At 58.5% G+C, this 22429-nt stretch carries 16 protein-coding genes and 1 tRNA gene; 9 read left to right on the forward strand and 8 right to left on the reverse strand.

What is annotated here, in order from left to right:
- Positions 1 to 53 precede the first annotated feature (53 nt).
- The 7 genes from HHL09_RS14420 (at position 54) to HHL09_RS14450 (ending at position 12262) form a co-directional block, all read left to right on the forward strand.
- A complete protein-coding gene (locus HHL09_RS14420) occupies positions 54 to 1727 on the forward strand; it encodes a tail fiber domain-containing protein (protein ID WP_169455330.1) in 1674 nt (557 codons plus the stop codon).
- Entirely contained in the window at positions 1724 to 2698 is a 975-nt protein-coding gene (locus HHL09_RS14425) for a hypothetical protein (protein ID WP_169455331.1), read from the forward strand. Before HHL09_RS14420 ends, HHL09_RS14425 begins: the two co-directional genes overlap by 4 nt.
- A complete protein-coding gene (locus tag HHL09_RS14430) occupies positions 2695 to 3336 on the forward strand; it encodes a hypothetical protein (protein WP_169455332.1) in 642 nt (213 codons plus the stop codon). Before HHL09_RS14425 ends, HHL09_RS14430 begins: the two co-directional genes overlap by 4 nt.
- A gap of 792 nt (positions 3337 to 4128) precedes the next feature.
- Positions 4129 to 6387: a beta strand repeat-containing protein gene (locus HHL09_RS14435; protein WP_169455333.1), complete on the forward strand. Its 2259-nt coding sequence runs from the start codon at positions 4129 to 4131 to the stop codon at positions 6385 to 6387.
- 208 nt (positions 6388 to 6595) lie between these two features.
- Positions 6596 to 8869, forward strand: a complete 2274-nt coding sequence (locus tag HHL09_RS14440) for a beta strand repeat-containing protein (protein ID WP_169455334.1) — start codon at positions 6596 to 6598, stop codon at positions 8867 to 8869.
- A gap of 81 nt (positions 8870 to 8950) precedes the next feature.
- Complete coding sequence (locus HHL09_RS14445; protein ID WP_169455335.1) at positions 8951 to 11275, forward strand: DUF7133 domain-containing protein; 2325 nt, start codon at positions 8951 to 8953, stop codon at positions 11273 to 11275.
- 18 nt (positions 11276 to 11293) lie between these two features.
- Positions 11294 to 12262 carry a DUF6807 family protein gene (locus tag HHL09_RS14450; protein ID WP_169455336.1) on the forward strand — a complete coding sequence of 323 codons (969 nt, stop codon included), beginning with the start codon at positions 11294 to 11296 and terminating at the stop codon, positions 12260 to 12262.
- Positions 12263 to 12702: 440 nt separating this feature from the next.
- Here the strand turns inward: HHL09_RS14450 and HHL09_RS14455 are convergent, their stop codons facing one another.
- Positions 12703 to 13977: a beta-1,6-N-acetylglucosaminyltransferase gene (locus HHL09_RS14455; RefSeq protein ID WP_169455337.1), complete on the reverse strand. Its 1275-nt coding sequence runs from the start codon at positions 13975 to 13977 to the stop codon at positions 12703 to 12705.
- Positions 13978 to 14061: 84 nt separating this feature from the next.
- Between HHL09_RS14455 and HHL09_RS14460 the strand changes: the two genes are divergently transcribed.
- Positions 14062 to 14211: a hypothetical protein gene (locus HHL09_RS14460; protein WP_169455338.1), complete on the forward strand. Its 150-nt coding sequence runs from the start codon at positions 14062 to 14064 to the stop codon at positions 14209 to 14211.
- 14 nt (positions 14212 to 14225) lie between these two features.
- On the opposite strand, the gene HHL09_RS14465 is transcribed toward HHL09_RS14460, so the two are convergent.
- The 7 genes from HHL09_RS14465 to HHL09_RS14495 form a co-directional block, all read right to left on the reverse strand.
- Positions 14226 to 14963 (reverse strand): hypothetical protein, encoded by a 738-nt coding sequence (locus tag HHL09_RS14465; protein ID WP_169455339.1) that lies wholly within the window; start codon positions 14961 to 14963, stop codon positions 14226 to 14228.
- A 90-nt stretch (positions 14964 to 15053) separates the two neighbouring features.
- Positions 15054 to 16094, reverse strand: coding sequence for a hypothetical protein (locus HHL09_RS14470; RefSeq protein WP_169455340.1), 1041 nt, complete (start codon positions 16092 to 16094; stop codon positions 15054 to 15056).
- Positions 16095 to 16115: 21 nt separating this feature from the next.
- Positions 16116 to 17726, reverse strand: coding sequence for a radical SAM/SPASM domain-containing protein (locus HHL09_RS14475; protein ID WP_169455341.1), 1611 nt, complete (start codon positions 17724 to 17726; stop codon positions 16116 to 16118).
- A 20-nt stretch (positions 17727 to 17746) separates the two neighbouring features.
- Positions 17747 to 18382 carry a hypothetical protein gene (locus tag HHL09_RS14480; RefSeq protein ID WP_169455342.1) on the reverse strand — a complete coding sequence of 212 codons (636 nt, stop codon included), beginning with the start codon at positions 18380 to 18382 and terminating at the stop codon, positions 17747 to 17749.
- A gap of 6 nt (positions 18383 to 18388) precedes the next feature.
- Entirely contained in the window at positions 18389 to 19261 is an 873-nt protein-coding gene (locus HHL09_RS14485; RefSeq protein WP_169455343.1) for a hypothetical protein, read from the reverse strand.
- 28 nt (positions 19262 to 19289) lie between these two features.
- The gene (locus tag HHL09_RS14490; RefSeq protein ID WP_169455344.1) at positions 19290 to 20171 is read right to left on the reverse strand and encodes a hypothetical protein; all 882 of its coding nucleotides are present in this window, start codon (positions 20169 to 20171) and stop codon (positions 19290 to 19292) included.
- A 467-nt stretch (positions 20172 to 20638) separates the two neighbouring features.
- Positions 20639 to 20713, reverse strand: a tRNA-Cys gene (locus HHL09_RS14495).
- A 222-nt stretch (positions 20714 to 20935) separates the two neighbouring features.
- Between HHL09_RS14495 and HHL09_RS14500 the strand changes: the two genes are divergently transcribed.
- A complete protein-coding gene (locus HHL09_RS14500) occupies positions 20936 to 22366 on the forward strand; it encodes a class I SAM-dependent methyltransferase (RefSeq protein WP_169455345.1) in 1431 nt (476 codons plus the stop codon).
- The last annotated feature ends 63 nt before the right edge of the window (positions 22367 to 22429 follow it).

Below are 22429 nucleotides of genomic sequence, written 5' to 3' on the forward strand. Positions count from 1 at the left end.
TCCTTGCCGTAGCTCGGGCGGAAGTCCCTCGTCTGCTCCATCATCAGGGCCGCATGGCGGTTCAAGGTGTTCCCTTTGAGGGGGCGGGGTGGTTCAAGTTCGCGCTCGTAGACGGCGGCGGCAACACTTACTGGAGCAATGACGGCAGCAGCGTGGCGGGCGGCGAGCCGGCGGCGGCGGTGTCCTTGCCGGTGACACGGGGGCTGTACTCGGTCCTCATCGGCGAAAACATGGCCGCCCTCCCGGAAGATGTCTTTGCCAATCCGGACCTGCGTCTTCGTGTTTGGTTCAATGACGGCAGCCACGGCTTCGAACTCATCACGCCGGATCAACGCCTCGTCGCTGCGCCCTATGCTATGGTCGCCGCGAAGGTGGATCAGGTGTTGTTATCCGAAATCGAGGCCCCGCCGGTGATTCCCGTGGTGGCATGGGGTGTGAATTCGAAAGGGCAGACCACGGTGCCTCCCGTAATAAGCGGAGCGAATACGGCTGCCATCTCCGCGAGGGGAAATACCAGCCTAGCACTGCTCAAAGATGGCACTCTTGTCCGGTGGGGTGGAGGAGCCGCCCTGCCAGCCGGCCTTTCCGGAATCAGCGCCATTGCTGCCGGGGTAGACCATGGCCTCGCCCTTAGAACCGATGGCAGCGTGGTGGCATGGGGAGACAACAGCTATGGCCAAGGTGCGACGGCTTCCATTCAAGACGCCTCTGCGATCGCTGCTGGCGAAAAGCACAGTGTGATTCTTCACCAGAGCGGCACCGTTTCCGTCGTTGGGGACAATACCTTCGGCCAAGCCACGGTCCCGCCGCTTGGAGTGGTGACCGCCATTGCGGCAGGTTATGATCACAGCCTCGCGCTCGATTCGGATGGCAAGGTGACGGCGTGGGGCCGCAACGATGCGGGCCAATCGACCGTGCCTCCTGAGGCTCTCGACGACGTGGTAGCAATCGCGGCAGGCGCATTTCATAGCCTCGCAGTGAAAAGCGATGGAAGCGTGATCGCGTGGGGTCTGGATGCAGCTGGGCAGAGTTCCGTGCCGGCCGGGCTTTCCGGGGTGCGAAGCGTGGCTGCGGGATATTCTTTCAGTGTCGCGTTGAAGGAGGATGGTTCCCTGGTCCTCTGGGGCGACGGCTCCGGCGGTCTTTCCACGATCCCTGCGGAGGCCTCGCAACTGACCGCCATCGCAGCAGGTGATTCCCATGTGCTCGCCCTCCAAGCCGATCTCATGCCTGCGCAAGTCGCCCGGCTTGACCAGCCGAATGTCTTCAGCGGCAAGATCGGGATCCGCCGTGCTGCCGTTACCAACGTCCTTGAGGTCGAGGGGAATGCCAGCAAGGCTGTAGCCGGCGACTGGCTTTCCAATTCGGACAGACGCATTAAGACTGATATCCACACTCTCACCGGAGCTTTGGACAAGATCGACAGCGTCCGCCTGGTCGACTTCCGCTATACGGACCAGTATCTTGCGACGCACCCAAGGATTGAGAATCGTCGCTATCTTAATGTCATTGCCCAAGAGTTCGCGAAGGTTTTCCCAGATCACGTAAAAAGCAGTGGTGAACGCCTTGAGGACGGCAGCGAGATCCTGCAGGTGGACACCTATCCGCTTACGATCTATTCCGCCGCAGCAGTCCAAGAGCTCCACCGGGAGAATCAGGAGCTGAGGGCGAAGCTGGCCGATCAAGAGCTGCGCCTGCGCCGCCTTGAAGAAAACTTCGAGCGATGATTCGCAGCTTCTTCTGTGCCGCTACCTTGATCCCTTGCGCGAGTTTCGCAGGGGCAAGCGCGAGCTATACCCTTGATCCCTTGGCCAATTCGAGTGGGGGAACGTCGGGATCGAGCGCCGCTTATTCGCTCACAGGAAGTACGACGCCCGGAGTGCAAGGCGGCTCAAGCTCCTATGAATCCAGAGGCGGCTATGCGGGGCAGCTCGGCTTCTTCCAAGGGCTGGTGCTTTTCGCAGCTGCAGCGAATGTTGAGGAGGAAGAGGACATTCAGCTGGGTGTGGCCATGTCCTTCGATGATGGCACGAGTTTTCCCATGGCCGCCACCGACTTCGCGTGGAGTGTGGCGTCGGGCCCTATCGCGGCAATCTCTGCCACGGGTCTCGCCAGTGCGGGCGCGGTCTACGAGGACTCTGCTGCCACGGTGCATGCCACCAACGGCACTCTTTCGGGAAATCTCACTCTCATGGTTCTGGAGGCAGACTCCGACAACTATGGCACCTACGCGGCAGACGGTCTGCCGGATGCTTGGCAAGTTCTGCACTTTGGCATCGGGTCGACAAAGGGAGGGCAGAATGATGACTTCGATGGCGACGAGGTTTGCAATCTCGTCGAGTTTGCGAGCGGTACTAATCCTGCGGATTCCACCAGCGGTGCCGGACCGCTGCGTCTTTCGGGGAATATTTTGGAAAGCGCGGGTGCGCCGCTTGTCGAGTTCGCCCCGGCCCTGAACGTATTGGACCATCGAGTGCTCTTTATCCGCCGCAAGGATGCCGGCGCGCGGAACCTCATCTATGCGCCGCAGTTCAGCCGCAATCTGTCGACTTGGTCGAATGCGACCACGCCACAAACGATCATCGCGGATGATGGCACCTACGAAGTGGTCAGCGTGCGGTTTCCGGTATTGATTGGAGGCCGGCGTTCGGCGTCGAAGTTCTTCCGCATGAATCTGTCCATTGCTCCACCGCCATGAATGGATTTCTTTCTCCCAATCTAACAGGTATGTTGGTTCGCCTTTTAGGGATTGGTTCGTTTCTCGCCGCCGCGGGATTGGCTCACGGGGCTGTGGTCTATTCCGGGATCCGGAATGAGGTGATCCCTGCGAATGACACCGGGATCTTCGTCAATCCACTTAGTGGAATTGTCACCACGGTCGTGCCCGCGGATCCCGATACGGGAGCTTGGGTGAATCTCTTCTTTGGTGGGACGGCCATCGGTACCACGATCTCAATCGAGCCCGCAATCCTGTCGCTTGCCACGGGTAATGGCGATGGGCTTGTGCGACGGCTTTACGAGGCGGATCTGATCGGGACAGGGCTCAGCTATGCTTCCGGAATGAATGGCAGCGAGAACCACACTGGTTCCGCTGTCGGGCAATTTCAGGCAAATATTCCCGGCTATCTCGGCTTCCGCATCACCATGGAAAGCGGCGATATCCGCTATGGCTGGTTGCGTATCACGGTGAACGACTTGGGGGCGGGCACGCTCCATGACTGGGCTTTCGAAGACGTGAACGGGACGCCGATCGTCGTGCCCGAGCCCGGGCTTTCCCTGCTGTTCATTTTGGCTTTTGCTCCACCGATCTTCCGCCGATCTAGGAAATCGAGCTAAAGACTCAGTCCCGGAGCCCGAGGTATCTTTTCTTGACCAGCCTCGCTAGGACTTGGTGAACGCCTAGGAGTCTTTTCTTTGTTCCTCTCATCACGAGGAGCTGCAGCGCAACGCCGCCTTCGGAATCGTCTTCGACCTCGACGAGGCCAGTTTCACGACGCACCTCAAGTAGCCCTTTGTCGCTACAGGCGAACCGGACAAAAGCATTCAGCCATCCCTTCATACCGCGGGATCACGTCTTTGTCCGGGGAGTCTCTTGGTCTCTCTTCCCTTTGCGATACCGAGCCGAAGGCCTAGTTTCGGTAGATGAGCCGGGCGGGGAAAGCTACGGAGCTTTTTGCGCGGGCATAGCTGCGAATACTTTTCTAACAGACGCCCTTCGGCCTCGGAAAAAGTGCGGGTGATGGATCAATTCTATCAGCAATTTTCCCGAAGTCGCCGAAGAAACGATCTTGATAGTGGGCGTGTCTCGCGGGGAGAAGGCGCATCGGCAGTTTAGCCTGCCGGAGGGTGCTATCTGCCGCTGATCTTGTTTCGACGAGCGAAAGAATCTGAAGTCATACACCTCCTCCATCTGCTTCTTCGGCCTCAAACCAATGGCTATTCCTTCCAAGGGATGGATTGATTCCGTACTCGGGAAAAAGCGGTAAAAAGACCATTCAGGCGGGTCCGCGAACCAAGGGCGAACCGGGTTGTGCCGACCATAAATTGTCCCCGCTTTGGGGACTATGGCGATTCGAAACATTCGCTAAGAGTCCCACTCGATCTGTCCGACATATTTCGATCGAACCCATGAAAATCCCCGTGAACCCGACCCTCTCTGCCCGCCGCGGCGCCCTAACCCTCGCCGCCTCGATCTCCGTCCTTCTTTCCGGTCACTCCGCTTTGGCCGCCACGTTTATCTGGGATCCTCTCCAGAACACCCTCGGTAGCGATGGTGAGGGTCCTTGGGACAATACCACGGCAAATTGGGCCGTGGACGGGGTCGATGTTGTGTTTCCCACCTCTGCTCAGACTTCGCTTACCGTGGCGCTCGTCACCGGAGTGAACACCCTCACCGTGGCGAGCGTCGAGGGCCTGGCGGTTGGGCAAGTGCTTTCTTCCGACCGCTTCCCTGTCGGGACCACGATCACCGGTATCACGGACAATGTCGTCACCTTGGACGCCGTTTCCACCAACACGCTCGCGATCGGGAGCGTGATTCATTTCTCCTTCAATAACGACGCGCTGATCGGCAGCTTTGCCGAAACCGCCGGGACCATCACCGTTGCGGGCAACCAGTCGGTGGACAGCCTCGATCTCAATGATGCAGGCAATGGCACCTATACCTTGACCGGCGGAGGCATCACGATCGCCAGTCGGAATGGCAGCACGGGTGCCTTGAGGGTCAATTCGGATGTCGCCATCAGCAGCCCGCTTTCCTGGAAGAACCTCGTGTTCCAGTCCGAGGTCAGGACCCTGACGCTCAGCGGCGGCAGCATCCCCGGCGCTGTAAACGGCTCCTTCAACGGCTCTGTGTCGGGTTCCTCGGGCTCCGCCGCCCAAACCGCGACCCTTTCAGTGACCGATGGTCTCTACACCACGGCGGGCTCGGGAAATACGATCAACATCGGTGACCAATCCTTGGAGAGCGGAGGGTTCAAGTTCTCCGGTGGAACTTTGGCGACCGGTGGTAGCTTTCAGGTCGCCAATGACCGCACCGCGTATGCTGAAGTGACTGGCACCGCGATTCTCAATAGCTCCGGACAGATCACTGTCGGCCGCAACAACAATAGCAATATCGGCAAGCTTGTTATCAATGGCGGAACGGTCAATTCGACGGCGACCAGCGCGCCGGATGTTCAAGTGCAAATCGGACGCGCAAACGGTGTCGGCGTCTTGGATGTCCGAAGTGGGGTCTTCAACGTGATCGGCAATGGTGTGGCCGGAAACTCCGGTGGCATCATGGTCATCAACTCCAACGGAACCAACGCCGGCGCGAGCGGCACGGTGAATCTCACTGGCGGAACCACGACGGTCAAAGAGCTGCGATTCAACGGAAGCAACAGAAGCTCCGGTGCGGTAGGGGTTGAAAATTCAACGAATGGAACCGCCACGCTCAACATGACCGGAGGTTCCCTCTATGTCGGTGGCACTGTCCAATTGGACGGCAGCGGAGCGGTTACCACAGGCGGCATTGTCAATCGTGGCACCGGCACTTCCGCTTATGCCATCAACCTTTCCGGAGGCACCGTGGGAGCTGATGCCAACTGGAGCTCCAGCCTGAACATGACGCTGGGCACGACCAATGGAAACGTCACCTTCAAGTCGGGCAATGCAGCGGACCTGCCCTTCGATATCACCCTTAGCGGAAGCCTTTCCGGCACGGGTGGGATCACGAAGACCGGTGCGGGCATCCTGACCCTCTCCGGCACGAATTCCCAGGAAGGCGACATCGTGGTGAGCGCCGGAACGCTGGTCCTCGGAACCAGCAATTCGAACAACCAATCCGCCAAGGTCACGATCGCTGAAACCGGAGCGACCCTTCAACTCGACTTCTCGGGCACGGACACGGTGGCCGACCTTGTCATCGGTAGCAATCCGCCTCTGGCCGACGGAGTTTACGGAGCCGTCGGATCGCCATCGCCGATCATCGGCCTCAGCCAGATCACGGGCATCGGTACTCTTACGGTTGGTGCCGCGCCTCCTTCGGGTGGTTACTCCTCATGGGCCACTGCCAATGGGATCCCGGGCGAACCGGCCTCCGGTGACTTTGACAGCGATGGGCTGACCAATCTCGTCGAGTATGCCTTGGGCACTAGCCCGACGGCTTCCAGCCAGCCTCCAGGCACCTTCTCGGCTGGCGTGGTTACCTTTGTGAAGGGGGCTGACGCCCTTGCGAACAACGACGTGACCTTTGAGATCCAAGAGTCCAGCGACCTCGGAGTCTCCGATCCTTGGAGCACCGTTGTAACCGAAGGTCCCACGGACGACACGCCCGACATTTCCTACACGCTGCCGATTGGCCAGCAGAAGGTGTTCACCCGTCTCAAGATTACCCAGGTGCCCTAATCCGGGGCTCTTTTCCGGCCGCCTTCGGGCGGCCGGAAAAGTCATCCGGATGTGCCGGTTATACCGGCCGGGATGACTCCGCCTCACGGACATGCGGTGTGCGTGTTTCGTGAGATTCATTGGATTTCCAGGAACGAGGATGGGGAAGCCCGGTCCATCCTCAATCGACCCATAAAGCATCAAAAACCCAACCCCCAATTCCTTGCTTATGAAAACCCCTCCCTCTCTAACATCAAGTAGCCGACGTGCCGTATCCACCTTTGCTGGAGCGATTGCCGCATGCCTTGCCGCCCACTCCATCCAGGCAGCGACCTTCACCTGGGATCCCGCACTGAATGCTGTCGGCAGCGACGGCAGCGGCAACTGGGATGATGTCACTGCAAACTGGGCGTCGGCTGGCGTCGACACGCTCTTCCAGCCCTCCGCGCAGACGACTACCACGGCACATACGACCGGTACGAATACGATCACCGTTGCGAGCACCGCCGGTCTGGCCGTCGGTCAAATGCTCTCCACCGGATCCTTTGCTGCAGGAACGACCATTACCGACATCACCGGCAACGTCGTCACACTCAGCAGCAATTCCACCGCCGGCATCGCGAACGGGAGCGCGATCCATTTCTCCTTCAACAACGACGCCGTCATTGGCAGTGGCTCTGGAGCGGCGGGAACCATTGTTGTTTCCGGAAATCAGGCTGTGGATAGTTTGGTCCTCAATGCCGCTGGTTCAGGTGCTTACACCCTGACGGGCGGAAGCATTACCGTCTCGAGCCGCAACGGCAGCTCGGGCGCCATCAAGGTCAATGCGGATGCCGCGATCAGCAGCGCCCTCTCGTGGAAGAACCTTCAATTCCAGACCGCTGGCAAGACCCTGACCCTTAGCGGCGGCAGTGTCGCCTCTTCCGTCAACGGTTCGTTCAACGGTTCAGTTTCGGGAAGCAACGCCGCGATCGCTGCTGCCAGTACTCTGAAGGTGACGGGTGGCATTTATACCACGGCAGGCTCGGGAAACACCTTCAATATTGGTGATGCAGCTGCTGAAACAGGCGGCTTCCAATTCTCTGCCGGCACGATCAACAGCGGAGGTAGCTTCCAGGTTGCAAATGATCGCTCGGCCTATGTGGAAGTGACCGGCACTGCTATTCTTAACAGTTCCGGCCAGATCACCGTGGGCCGCAATAGCAATACCAACATCGGCAAGATGGTGGTGGATGGCGGCACGGTCAACTCGACGGCAACCAGCGCCTCCGATGCCCAAGTGCAAATCGGCCGGGGCAACGGCGTTGGCACATTGAACATCAAGAGCGGTGTCTTTAACGTGATCGGCAATGGCGTGTCCGGCAACTCGGGCGGCATCATGGTCATCAACTCCAACGGCACCACCGCGGCAGCGAGTGGAACGGTCAATCTCAGCGGAGGAGTCACCACGGTCAAAGAACTGCGTTTCAACGGCAGCAACAAGAGCTCTGGTGCTGGCGCTGATGCGAACTCTATCGCGGGAAGTAGCACCCTCAATATGACCGGCGGTTCTCTCTACATCGGCGGGACGGTCCAATCGGACGGCACGGGCGCGACCACTGCGGGTGGCATCGTGAACCGGGGCACCGGCACCTCCTCGTATGCCATTAATCTGTCCGGCGGCACGGTGGGAGCCAATGCCAATTGGGGTTCCAGCCTGAACATGACGCTTGGCACAACGAACGGGAATGTGACCTTCAAGGCTGCTGACGCTGCCAACGCTGCCCGTAACATCAGCTTGAGCGGAGTGCTTTCCGGATCGGGCGGCCTGAACAAGTCGGGTGCGGGCACCCTGACCCTCGACGGTGCCAACACCTATTCCGGTGCCACTGCCATCAATGAAGGTACTCTGGCACTGGGGATCGCCGGTTCCATCGACAGCACCAGCGGTGTAACCGTTGGAACCACTGGAACCTTGGATCTCTCCTCGAAAGGACCGGGCGGCTATGCCGTGAATAATCTCACGACTTCCGGAGCTGTGATCGGAAACCTGTCGGTTACCACCCAACTCTCGATCGGTAACTCACCCGGAACCGCAACCTTCGGCGATCTATCGCTTGGTGCTCTGTCCACTTACACTTACGAACTCACCGGTGGCAGCTCGCCGGGTGTTGGCAGTGCCGACCTCGGGATCGTCGACGGGGACATGACGATCATTAGCGGAGCCGTGTTGGACTTGGTTCAACTTGGCACCTACACCCAAGGCAACAAGTTCACCTTGCTTGCCTACACCGGCTCGCTTACCGGCATCTTCAAGGATGTCAATGCTGTCGACCTTGCCGACGGAGCAACGTTCACAGATGGCCAGGGTATCTGGGAAATCGACTACGACGATACGACCGCCGGTCTCAATGGCGGCACCACGCCTGATGCGAGGTACGTGACAATCACCGCGGTCCCGGAGCCCGGGACAGCATGGGTTGGTTGCCTGGGCCTCCTGTGGATGTTGCGCCGCCGCCGCTAAATCCTCCGTTTCCGCCTGTTGGGTGCGGCTTTCACTCTCTTGGGGGGGAGTGAAAGCCGCCGTCCTTGAAACCCGCTGTCCATGATCGCTTCCCGGTTTGCCCACTACTTTCGCCGCGGTTGCACGATCGCTCTTTTCTCGATTCCGAGCCTTTGCGCGGAGGAAAAGGATGATCCGGTCGTGCCCGTCGATCTCATTCCTCCCGCCCCGGCGCTCTCGCCGGCGGAGGCGCTGAAAACGTTCAAGGTTGCCAGCGGTTTCGTGATCGAACCGGTAGCGACGGAGCCTCTGGTGGAGAAGCCGGTAGCCTTGGATTTCGATGGTCGCGGGCGGATGTGGGTGTGCGAGATGGTTGGCTACATGCCAGATGAAAAGGGGACCGGTGAAAATATCCCGAAGGGCCGGATCGCGATCCTCGAGGACAGCAATGGAGATGGGAAGGTAGACAAGCGGACGGTGTTCCTGGACAAGCTACTGCTGCCTCGTGCGATTTCGATCGTGGAGGATGGCATCCTTTTCGCTGACCAGGAGAAGCTCTACTATGTCGCCCGAGATGGCGATAAACCGAAAGGTTCGCCCGAAGTGGTCGATGCCGAATACGCCAAGGGAGGCAACGTCGAACACAAGCCCAATGGCCTCTTTCACGGTCTCGACAACTGGCTCTACAATGCCAAGTCCGACAGGCGCTATCGCCTGATTGATGGCAAGTGGGTGATGGAGAAGACGCTCTTCCGCGGACAGTGGGGGATTACCGGCGATGATTATGGCCGGCTTTATTTCACCGGGAATTCCACCCCGCTCCATGGTAACTACATCGCTCCGCAGATCGCGCAGGGAAATCCAGGAGTGAATATGGATGTGCGCGAGATTCAGGATGTCGGACCAGCCACGGTCTGGCCGGGGCGCGTGACTCCGGGAGTGAACCGCGCCTACATGATGAAGGTGAACGGCTTCCCCCAAGACACGCTGAATCCGAAAAATTTCCGCCTCATCAGCGCGACCGGGGTTGCGGGTACCGTGATCTACCGCGGTACCAATTTTCCCAAGGAATGGTATGGCCGCGCATTCTCCTGTGAGTCCTGTGTGCAATTGGTGAAGGCGGTCGACATCACCGAGGACAAGGACAAGGGCAAACTGATGGGAACACATCCGATGGGTGAGGACGAGTTCCTGACTTCGACGGACGAGCGCTTCCGCCCGGTGAATTCCTACAGCGCGCCGGATGGCAGCCTGTACATCCTGGACCTGTATCACGGCATCGTCCAACACCGCGATTTCCTCAGCAATTACCTGCGCAAGCAATCGCTGGATCGTGGACTGCAATCGCCAGCCACAGGTCAGGGCCGCATCTACCGGATCCGCTACGGGAAAGGCGCGATCAACAAGGTGCCGAATCTCGAAAAGCTCCCTGTTGCTGAGCTGGTCAAGCAACTGGTCTCTCCGAACGGCTGGAATCGGGATATGGCGCAGCGGCTGTTGGTGGATCGCGCAGATGCGACCGCCGTCCCTCTGTTAGAAAAGCTGGTAGGCATGGATCAATATCCGCTTGGCCAGATCAAGGCGATCTGGACCTTGGAAGGATTGGACCGGCTGACCGCGGCACCCTTGATCGTCGCGCTTCGCTCGAAGGACACCAAGGTCGTGATCTCTGCCTTGTGGGCGAGCACGAAGGTCACCGCTCCTGCCGAGGTGCAGAAGCTGCTTCCGGAGATCGCCGGTTTGAAAACGGATGACAATGAGGTACGCATCTACCTGGCTCGTGCATTGGGACGCTTCGGTCCGGGGCCTGCATTCACCGCGCTGGTTGACTTGCTGAAAGATCACCGCGATAAGCCCTACGTCCGCCAGATGGCGGTTGCCGGCTTGGACGGCCGCGAGTTGGAATTCAAGGAGGCGCTCAAGGGCCGCTTCGGCGATGGAAATTTGGAGAAGTGGCTCACCGAAGGGGCAAGCACGGTGGTCGCGAAACCCTCAGCGGAGACCATGCTGAAGGGCGACCACTTGGAATCCTTCAAGCGCGGAAAGGAGCTCTTCCATGGCAAGGCGGTGTGCGCGAGTTGCCACGGTGCGGATGGCGCGGGCATGCCGAGCATGGGGCCGCCGCTTAACAAATCCGAATGGGTTACGGGCAAGCCGGAGATTCTTGCAGGCATCCTGCTTCACGGCCTGACCGGGCCGGTCACGGTCGCGGGCACGGAGTATACGCCCACGGCGGACATGCCGGGCTTCGCTTCCAATACGGAGATCAGCGATGCCGATCTCGCGGATATTGCTACCTATGTGCGTCACGAGTGGGATAACGAGGCAGACCTGATCAAGCCCGAGTTCTTCTCCAAGCTCCGGAAGGCCACTGCATCCCATGCCGGGAAGCCCTATACGGTCACCGAATTGCTACGCGCCCGCTAACCCGCTCCATTGGATTTCATGCTCTCTCTCCGCAAAGCCTCCGCCTGTTCGCTGCTGGTATCATTCTCGTGTGCTAGCCTTGCCCTCGCCCAGTCCGGCTACGACATCCGCGACGACAAGAAGCAGAAGCAGCTCGATGTCCTCCAATCGGGCAAGCTCGTCGGCCGTTACTTCTACGACTTCGACAACTCGAGCGGGAAGCGGCGTGAGGATACCTTCAAGACCTTCCTTCAGATCTACAATCCCGCGGGCGACCTTGCGATCACCAAGGCTCTTGGCGGGGAGTTCAATCATCACCGGGGAATCTTCATCGGCTGGAACAAGATCACCATCGATGGGGAAGCTTTTGATTGTTGGCACGGTCACGGTGGCGCGCAGCTTCACCAGGACTTCTCGAAGGTGCTCGCCGACAAGCGCGGTGCCAGCTTCACTTCCCATCTGCTATGGGAGAAGGGCAAGAATGGCCCACCTGCGGTCGAGGAGAAGCGGACGATGACATTTCTTCCGGCACCGACCCCTGCCTATGCCATGCTGGATTTTTCCAGCACGCTGAAAGCGCTTGATGGGAAGACCGTGTTGTTGGACGGCGATCCCGAGCACGCGGGCATCCAGCTCCGGGCGGCGGACCAGCTCGACCGCACCAAGACGCGCTACCTTTATCCGCAGAAGAATGCCGATGCTCACCGCGACCAGGATTACCCTTGGCTCGCTTGCTCCTACGTGTTGGGGGAAAAGACCTATAGCGTGGTCTATCTGAATCACCCCGGGAACCCGAAGATCGCGAAATATTCGGCCTATCGGGACTACGCCCGCTTCGGTGCGTTCTTCAAGACCACACTGGAGAAAGACCAGGAATCCACGCTGAAGATCCGGTTTATCTTCTTGGAATCCGCGCTGCCACCGGCCGATTGGATCCAGAAGCAGTATAACTCCTATACGGGCCTGAAGGATAAGGCTCCGGAGACGACGGAGAAGGGGCCCAGTTAAGGGTGGCTTGGTCACTCTTTCCGGATTCGCATTGATTCCGCACGGACCGGCTGGACGGTGGATCGCCGCGTTTCCGGCAGGCGATCGAATGTGTCCGGGCTCTCAGCGTCTAGGATGACCGCAAGGAAGGCGCCTGTTACCACGGCCGTGCAGCAGGGACGTGGGAGTTCTAGGCGTGCTCCTTTGCACGATTCTGCTTCCTCGCCTAGCGGCGGAAGTGCGGGCCGTCGGTTCGTCAACCGACGGCCCTATGAGTCCGGAAACAAACCCATTAGTTCCCGGAAAATTGTCGAGCGTTGCGGCTGGATATATATTTCGATAAATTCGAAAAAATGCATAGTCCCCATAGCGGGGACATACATGGTTCGATTATCTGATGTTGAGCCGACCTGCGCCTGTTCGCCCCGGCGGACTGGAATGCCTTGGTTGGGACCTGCTGCCTAGTCGCGGTGCAGCGCCCATTTTCCGACGTCGGATTCCGCCGGGAATTTTCGCGCGAAGAAACCGGGAAAATCGGTGAGTTCCGTCGCTAGCTGTGGGCTTGTGTGGATAAGCTCCATCGGATGCAGGCTGTCCTCCTTCCATTTCACCCACGTCACATGCTGCCGGTGAATTTTTTCCCACTCCGGGAAGCCTCGCAATGCCAAGATGGATCCGAAATAGTGCTCGTCCGGCACCGACATGTTCGCGAAGCGTTCGCTCACGTCGTGTTCCAGGATGCACGCCGCCGCTTCCCTGTCCAAAAGCATCCATTGGGGGTGGATACGCCAGCACCCCTGAGGGAGGTCGCGAACTTTCTGTATTCGGTCCCGATGGAGCGGCTTCATCGAGTTGCAATCATCGAAATGAATCATCGACCGGGGGTCGATCCGTAGTCGTCTGCGGATTTCCGTCCACGGCTTCACGGGCACGCAGGTTTCGGAAGCAAAGGCAAAGTGGGTGAGCGTCTCATCTTTCAGGCCCTCCCGCAAAAGGGCGAGCATCGCGCGCACTAGTGAAATGTCGCCCCAGGCGGTTTCGTGTGCCTCCCCGATCACGCTCCCCGAGAGAAATCCTTGCTCTGCCTCCGTGCGGCTCTTTGGATGTGAAAATATCCGTATGTCGGTTCCGGCGGCTGTAGCGAATTCACGCCAGATCTCCGGGTGGCAAACGTCACCTCGGGTTAGAAAAAGGACTCCTAGCTTGGGGCTCGGCGGTTCAGCAGGCCTTTGTTCCTCTTCCTTTTCTTCCGGTTCGGAATGTTGCCAAGGACTTACCTTCCACATCTCAGCCTGCAGGCCGGCCATGACGTGTGGGCAAGAGCGTTGCTCCCCATTGGGTGTATAATTGCTATAAGCCGCACCGATGAGGTCGGAGGGATTGTGCGATTGCCACGCCAGATTTGGATAGCATGCGTAGGTCGGAATCTCTTTGTGGAGGTTAGCGAGAAACCAGTCGCTGGCCCTCGGATGCTCGCAAGCTTCCCCCTCACGCCGGGATAGCCCAGCCATGATCTTCCGATAGTAGGGAGCCTTCACTGCGAAGGCATGCGTGTCCAAGGCGTATTCGGCTCGCACTAGTCCCGGCCCAACGGGTAGGGGACTTCGTTGGTGGGAACAGCCCAGATAGAAGATTCCCCAATCCTCCGGGAGAGTGATCTCTTCCAATCGTTCCAATAGCTGCGGATGGAAGACCACATCATCCTCGAAGATCAGGATCGCATCGGACTTCGCCAAGGATGCCGCCCTTAGGACAAGGCGTTGGGTGAGGGCTAGTGCATACCGTCCCGCGGACTCATAGCCACGCGTTCTCCGTACGGCATGGGCATCTACTGCCGGGAAACGATCCGCGCTGGTGCCGGCTTGGTCCAGAGCATCCAGCATCGCCATGCGCCGGTCCTCCCGGCGGCCCAGATTGATGTAAAAGCGGTGAGGGAAACTGGAGTTGAGATCCATGAGATCCGGAAGTGAGGAGTCGGGGCGGGCTAGGATTCCAGGATATTCAAAAAGGATCCACCCGCGTCGCCATAGTAGGTACTAAAGTAGAGTGCTTGGAGAAAACGCCGTTGGGCTTCCGGCGGCCAATCCGGCACCGTCACATACGCTGCACGCAGTATTTCGTCCCAGTTCATTCGATCCGCCTGAGGGGCCAGCACCTCGCCACGCTCGAAGCGTTGCTTTCGAAGCGGCAATTCGTGGACAACCTGCGTCCACAATGCCGAGGCTGAAATCTGGCGGGGCATTTCCCCCATCAACGTACGGCAGGTTTCCAACACCGTTGTCCAGTGCTCCGACCTGACTGCCCAGAGCCCTCGAGAGGCTCCGTAGCTACCATTCCAACCATCCGGAACCGCCAGCCGGTCGTCTCCCGGGTTTCCATCGTGCGCTGCCGACGCCTCGCACCACAGGAAGTCAGTATCTAACATCCCTCCTCCAGGAGGGAAAAGATGACTAATACCTCTTAACGCCAGTCCCGCCGGATGCGCCACCACGATCCAACGAGACGGCGACTCGTCGATGACCTCCCCCATTTCGGTAAGCACCCGCAGTTCCATCATGTTCCGGTCCACCCGTCCCTTGAAGGAGAAATCCACTGGCACTTCGTCGATGCCCTTCCGCTCGAGCCGGAACAGTGGGATCTCCGAGTCCCGCACTATCGTAACGCTCGGGAAATGGTTCCTGTTTACCGAGGATGCCAGGGTCTTCGCCAGGGTTCTTCTCACCGTGGCCCTTCGAAATTCGAAGGTAGGTATTAACATCTCCATTCTAACCATCGCAGTCCTCCAAGTTCTTGCGGTGTCTTCTTGCCAGCGTCAAGCCACTCTCTCGGCGACCCCGACGCCGCTGGCGGTCTTTCCCTTCTCATGGGGTAAAATCACACCTTCCCCCGGCGTGAGCATCAATGGCACCATGCGATAGGTGATGGTGGATTCCTTGCAGGACCAATTGCAGAATTCGATGTCGAGCGGAAGATAGCATGATCGAGTCTTTCCCGTGAGAAGGGTCAGGATCCCATGCTCTGCGAGACGTGGAAAAATCGCCGTCATTAGGAAAAACTCGTCGATTCCATAGTCAGGCCAAGCCGCACCATGCGAAGGGAATGATCGATCATTGAATGGCAATTTCGCGCGACATGAAAGGAGATCTCGCTCGCTCGCCCATAGGAATGCGCTCAGCAATTTTCTTACCTCGAGCCTTGCGCTGGCCCCCCACATGCTTCCTGCCATGGGGCGATAGCTGAATCTGCGGCCTTCGCGGAAATCCAGAATACTTGGTGCCCGCCAGCTTCCCAAGCCCATCCGATCCATTGCGGTGGTGATCGCGATCTTGTCGAGCGCCGAAGGAAAGAGGTCCGCGTCGATCTGAGTGTACAGACCTGGATGATCCTCCAACCCCAGATGCCGCCAGATCATTCCGGGAGCACTGGCGATGGAACTGGATTTCATGATCCATACTTCGCAGTGGAGAGCTAGCCGTTCCGCCAGGAACGCAAGGTCGTTTGCCAGGTAAATGCGGATCGAAACCTCTGGGGCGAGTTCTTTGACGAGCCCGCTATAATCAAGGACAGGCTGGATGTAATGATCCCACGGATTGAACGCGGGATTCATCCCATACAACTCGGGCTGACGGAGAGTATCCTCCGTCAGAATGATTTCGCTATTCGATTCGTGCCGGGTACGGGGTTTGAAAAATAACGACACGCCCAGCAAATGCCGGGTGTTCGCTGGAACGCCGAGAACTTTCTCGACCTCAAAATGGGCGTTGTACCGCAGTTTGTCGTCCGGGCTCGCTTCCGAATCGTAAGCTGCGACGATCTCATCGGTAAGAAGAGGAAGATACTCGTAGAGTGACATGAAAATGCACGGGAGTATGCCTTAATCGCATCCGGAGCACGAACCACAAGTCTGCTGTTCGTTGCCCCCTCCTCCGCAGATTCCTTTTGCATTCTCAAGTGCCAGGTTCCCGTGCTCCTTGGTGAAAAATTCGGGGCGGAGCGTTCGCAGACGGGCCCGGACATAGAGCGCGGTTTCCATCGACTGCCGTCGACGATCGCACTCGTGCTCGCTGGGATCGGCGATCTCGCCATTCTCTTTCGCAAGAAGCCACGCGCATCCTCCGGAGCAGTAGTCACGGATCCAACAGGAATGACAACGTGCCATGGCATTCCGGTTCATCTTCCGGTAATAGCCCATGGTCTTTTCATAGTCCATGCCGCTGAAAACATTGCCGATGATGTAATTTTCCATGCCCTCGTATCGATGGCAGGGGAAAATGTAGCCCTTGTTGTCGACGATCGCGGTATTTCTGCCCGCCCCGCAGGTGATGCCTCTTACGGAGGCTGGTTTGGGTGGCTCCAGATACGGCGAGATCGAACGCCATTGAAGTCTCGTGGGGGTTCCCCCCCGTTCGAGAACCTCCAGGGCTTCATTTGCCCGTTCCCGGTAACCTGCGGCGGCTTCGTCGATCTGGGCATCGGTCATTGCCCCCGGCGCACGAATGCCGGTGGGCAGAGGTTCGATCGATGCCACGCCGATGTGCGAAAATCCCTGATCCAGAAGGTATTTCGTCACGGCGGGTCCATCGTGATACTGTTTGGTGAGGTTGGCGCGGACCTTTACGCGCCCCAATCCGGCTTCTTCATATCGCCGGTTCGCATACTGCGCGATAGCGAGGATGTGCTCGTGCTGGTCTGTCCCATCAAGCGAAGGACGGTTGTAGTTATGCATTTCCTTCCATCCGTCCATGCTGATCATCAGCAAGAACTTCTCCCGCACCAAATATTCCACGAGTTCCTGGGTCAGGAGAGTTCCGTTGGTGATGATCTCGAAGACGAAACGCTTGTCGGTTGTTGTCTCCAAGGCGCGGCAATAGTCCACCACTTGGAAAAGCACTTCCTTGTTGAGCAGCGGTTCACCGCCGAAGAAGGTCACTTGCAGATTCGGTCTTTGGCCGGAACGCTCCACGAGGAAATCAACCGAACGTTTCGCGACATCAAAACCCATCAAGGTCTCCTTTTGGTTCGAACCGTTGCGCCACGCATAGCAATACCGGCAACCGAGATTACAGCCTTGGGCCATCAAGAGCTGGATGCGCCGGGGTTTGTGCCTCCACAGGGCATTCAGTTCCGCTTCCTGCCTCTGGACGTTTACCGGATCATACCGGAGCATGCCGCTCGATGACATTTCCAGAAGGACATCCCGGGCGCCGGCATAGAGTTCCCCGCCGATCTCTTCCCCATACTGCTGGTTGAGCACTGCTTGGATCTCTTCGAAGGTACTGCCCTCTTCCAACATCCGGAGGAAACCGAATAGCTCCTCGTTGATTACAGAGGTCGTGCCTGTAACCCGGTCGAAGAAGTAGAAGTCCTCGCCGCGGTGGAATACGTGGAATGATCGAGGATCAGGTGCCGCTTGTCGCGAACTGTCGGCAGGCAAAACTTCGTTCGGAGAATCGCCGGTCTCTTTGTGGGTATGGTCGATAACCATGGCTCGGAAAGGTTGGGGGATCAGCCGGGGGTATTGTCCGGGCGGCCGGGTCCGAGGCCGGCTTCATCGGGCTCCGGAAGCAGGGGCATCTCCATGGTAGTCTTTCCGCAGCTTTGATCTTGGTCCACTTCCGGACTCGAGCGGCAGAACTCATCCTTGTCCACGTGGGGAGAGGTAGTTCCCGTGCCGCAGTACTGGTCTTTGGCATTACCATCTCCTTCGGTGCGATAACTTTTGTCGCACTGCTCGTCCCGCATCTTGTTGTTTCCGGCGTCGATTTTGCCGCAAGTGTCGTCGGTATCGTAAGTGTTGGGAGCGTTAGAGGTCATCAATCCACAACTGGCGTCGTTGCCGTTGGTGTTGGTGCAATTACCATCCGGATCACGGAGGAAGGTGTCGCTCTGGGAGAGTTGTTGGTTACAGGCCTGATCCGGGTCGTAGGCACCTGGCCCCGTTTTGTCTCCGCACGTGCCGTCAGAGTTCAGGCTCCCGCTATTGCTGTCACGAGTATTGCACTTCTCGTCTTCTGCGGCGAGCGCTGTAGCAGGAACGAGATCCGCGAGCACGATTGAAAGGGTGATGCCAGAGCTTCTTTTTATAAAGCGTCTCCTTGTTACTTCCGACGTGGCAACTTCGGCGATGTCCAGTAGTTTCATGATGTGTTATTTATCCTGTTTTTGGGTTGTGCGTTGGTAATCTCCCAGTTCCCTATGTATATTCTGCGCGATCTCTGCGAGCTTGGCCCGCTTGGTTTCAAGTGCGGCTACCTCCGGTCCCTGGTTGTTCTGATAAAAGCGTGTTGAAGCCTCTCCCAAGACGCAAATTTCGGCCTGCTCCCGCATGATTTCCTGAATTCGCTCCGGCAGTGACTGGGATTCGGCAGCAGTCAGCTGGAGGGACTCGGGTCCTCCCGCCAATGCTTGGTTAAGGATTTCGGGCGGGGGAATCTCCGGGATGGCGGCCTGAGGATCACTCCATATCTTGCCATGGGAAAGCACCTCCACCTTGTTTAGGAAGCGCTCGTCGGCGAGCATCGACTCGAGCCATCCTTTCGACTGTGGATCGTCCAAGGAAGCCTGCCATTCCTGGAGCAGGATCTTGTTTCTCGCCGAGAGCATCTCCGGCTTCCAGGTGTCATCGATATGTTGCTGGTGCCACCATGTCGCAACCTCGCTTGATTCATAGGACGAGGCGGTGGCCAACTCTCCATAGAGCTTGGAGGTCTCGTATGCTTTCGCCAATTCGGGGTTCGCTTCCAAGGCTTTCCGCCGGGCCGCTTCCAACTCCAAGGTGGTCTCTTGCAGTGAAGACATGGTCGCTTCCAAGCGCGCCTTCATGGCGGAAATCTTGGCGGAAAGGTCGGTATCCGTAGGCCGGGACGAGGGTTTCTTTGCCGAGTCCTGAATGTCGGGGCTAGGAGGCGTGCTGCTATTCCTGTGATAGACGACCGCCGTCAATACCACCGCCACGGCTGTCGCTGCAGCCAAGGCGATGACGCGTTGAGTTCGGGACGCGGATGTCTTTGGGAGTGGCATTAGGGATTCTTTGGATTTGCAGCGAGGGTCACGGGTCAATTATTGGCTTTGAAAATCGCTCGGCTTGGGCTGCGGAATAAGATTCGCGTGCAACCGCTTGACCTGGACTCGCTTGGGAGCGGATCAGCGCTTCTTGCTCTGCCATGCGGAGGACATTGGCGATCGCGCCTTTGTAATATGAATCCACCATCGGATGTACGGTGGCTTGGGCCGTCTGGAAATCTGAGGGAGAAGGCTGGGTCTCGGGACCGGCATCGGTTCCGAGAGCTGTCATGACCGTTCTGGTAAAGTCAGGCGAAAGCCCTGCCGCCTTTCCCCACCGATCGAGAAAAAGGCGGGCATCGGCCTCGGGTAGATTGGCAAGGGCGGGAAATTCTTTGGCGAAATCCGCCCCTTTGGTTTCCTTGATCCGGTCCGCCAGCATTTGCCTCTCGATGGCCGCGATCGACGGTGATGGCTCCATCTGTTGGATTCGCTCCTTGATTCCGTTTTTGAACTTAAACCACTGCTCGGCAAGAGTGATATCATTGCCGCATTTTCGCCATTCATCTGACGACCGATATAGTGTCTGGGAGATCGCTTCCCAGCTGTTGGGATCGTCGTGATTCTCAGGCCGGGGCGCGGTAACTGTCGTCGGGATCGAAGGTGCAGATTCCTCCATCGCTGGCCTTCCTGAATCCCCTTGGCTGGTCTTTCGTGAGCTATCTGCTGACTCCCGTAGAGGATGGCGTGGCTTTGTTTCGCGGCTCTCCCCGCTTTCTTTTTTCTCCCCGCAGCAGATGAGTGAGCTGGTGGCTAGTAACGCGGTGGTCCGCAACATCCATCGTCCCTTGGACGCGACCTTGAACTCGCAGTTCGGCAGCTTAGCCAATCCGCTTCGGTCCGGAGATGACGCAAGTAAAAGGGCCATGGATTAGGGTTTAAGACAGAGCCAACCTATACAATGAGACAACTCATCTGTTCCGTGAGTTTGCTACAAGGAAAATAGGGAGTGGTTCTAAAAATTTACAAATTGGAGCAAAATCGGACATGCTATTCTGGCCGAAAGGTTAACTTGGAAAGCGCCGGAGGATCTAACATCGATACTCGATTCATGGCGCAGCGAGCTGCTGGGACCCGGATGATTGACGGCGGGGAAGACGTCGTGCTGACTTGAAAGTCTTATGGGGCGCCTTCAGTGGCGACCGTCTTCCGGCTTTCCATTGGGTCCAATCAAAGAAGTCGGCTCACTTGATCTCCAGCGCCGTATGCCGGAGGGATCTTCGGCAGGCATGATGAGCAGTACCAACTTGAAGCGAAAACGCACTTGGCCAAGAGAGCGATCCGACTCCTTAAAAAGGATTGGAATGCCAGTTCTGACTTTGTGCTGAGAAGAACTGGAGGCGGAGGTGGGAATCGAACCCACGAATAGCGGTTTTGCAAACCGATGCCTTACCACTTGGCTACTCCGCCGTGACGCTTTGCGCGCGGGGCGGATTCCGTACCCGCAGGGAGGAGGGCTGTCAATACCGGGGTTTTCTGGTAAAATCACTTCGCCTCGGAGCGCGCTGCCGGGTCCCTTTAACTCTCCGATTTGGAAGTCATGTCGATCTTCAGAGAGGGAGAAGGCCTTTTTTACCGGACGGGCGTTTCCCGGTTTTCGACCGACGGGGAAAAGTGCACAGAGCGGGAGCCATGAGTGATCCCGTCCGCGATCTTTATTCGGAAAAGCGCTACCCGGCCCTGAGCCATCCGGTGACGGATCCGGCGCGCTTGGCAGTTGCTGCCCGGATGGCGGGTCTCCAGCGGCTCGCGATGCCGGAAGCTTCCCGGGTGATCGAGTTGGGTTGCGCCTCCGGGCACAACCTCCTCCCGCTCGCGGCACGTTACCCCCAAAGCGATTTCACGGGCCTCGATTACTCGGACACCGCGATCCGGAATGCCCGGAAGGCTTCCTATGAAGGTGGCTTGGAAAACGTCCTCTTCGAAACAGGGGACCTCGAGCACTGGCGGCCTTCGCATCCGTGCGACTACCTGATTGTCCACGGGATCTTCTCTTGGGTGCCGGATCAGGTGAAGGCCCGCGTTTTGGACCTCTGCGGCCAAGTGCTCTCGGAGACCGGGATCGCCTGCATCAGCTATAATACCCTGCCGGGCTGGTCGTTGAAACGCGACGTCGCGCCACTGATCAGGGCGCTGGCTGCGAATCCCGTAGCGCAGGGGCTGGGCGGCAGCATCGAATCGGTGGCTGCATCCTTGGCGGAGATGTCGGGATCGAGCACGCCACATGCGATCAATCTGCAGGCGGTCTGCCGGGAAATGGTGAGGAAGGGGCAGGACGTGCTGCCCTTCGATGACTTCGCGCCGGTTTGCGATGCCGTTTATTTCGGCCAGTTCCATTCATGGGCGGCCCAGCGCGGGTTGCGTTACCTCGGGGAAGCGAATTTGCGGGATAACCTGCCGGACGGTATCGATCCCGCCGCACTCCAGCGGCTCGCCCCCTTGGCAGAAGATCCGATCCTCCTCCAGCAGACGCTCGACCTGCTCTCGGGACGCACTCACCGGGTCAGCTTGTTCTGCCGGAAGGACGCCCCCTTGGAAGACGGGACGACGACCGCGGTGGTCCTTCAATTCGCCGTCGGGCGGGGAGACGTGGAGCTGCCCAGCATGGCGGGGGAGGGGCTCCTGATCGCGATTTTCCGGCAAGTGCTGGCGGATGCCGGGAATTCTTGCGTGCCGGTGCGGGAGTTGATGGAGCGAACCGCGGAGCGGCTGGCGGGCGGCTGGGATCCGGCCACGCACTCCCGTGAGCTGGCCGGCTGGATTTACCAAGCGGCGCGCTTGGGGGGCTTGGAACTGCGTGCGGACGGGGTGGAGATTCCCTCAGAGGTTCCGGAATATCCCACGCTTTCGAAGCTGAATCTCCATTTCGCGGCAAACGGCCTGCCGGTGGTCGATGCCCGCCATGTTTCCTGCCATTTCCCGGCAGGTCACGGGCGCTTGCTGGCAGCGATGGATGGCACCCGGTCGAAGGGAGAGCTGGCCTCGGTAGCCCAAGCGAGGTTCCCGGAGCTCGATTTTGCCCGCTGGCTGCGCCATCTGACCGAGCGCGGCCTGGCCTTCTAATAGGAGCGTCTCCCATGCGTAAGTCCGCTGTGTTCAATTAAGATTGAACACTTTGGGAAGCCG

Source organism: Luteolibacter luteus, assembly GCF_012913485.1.
Classification (GTDB): domain Bacteria; phylum Verrucomicrobiota; class Verrucomicrobiia; order Verrucomicrobiales; family Akkermansiaceae; genus Haloferula; species Haloferula lutea.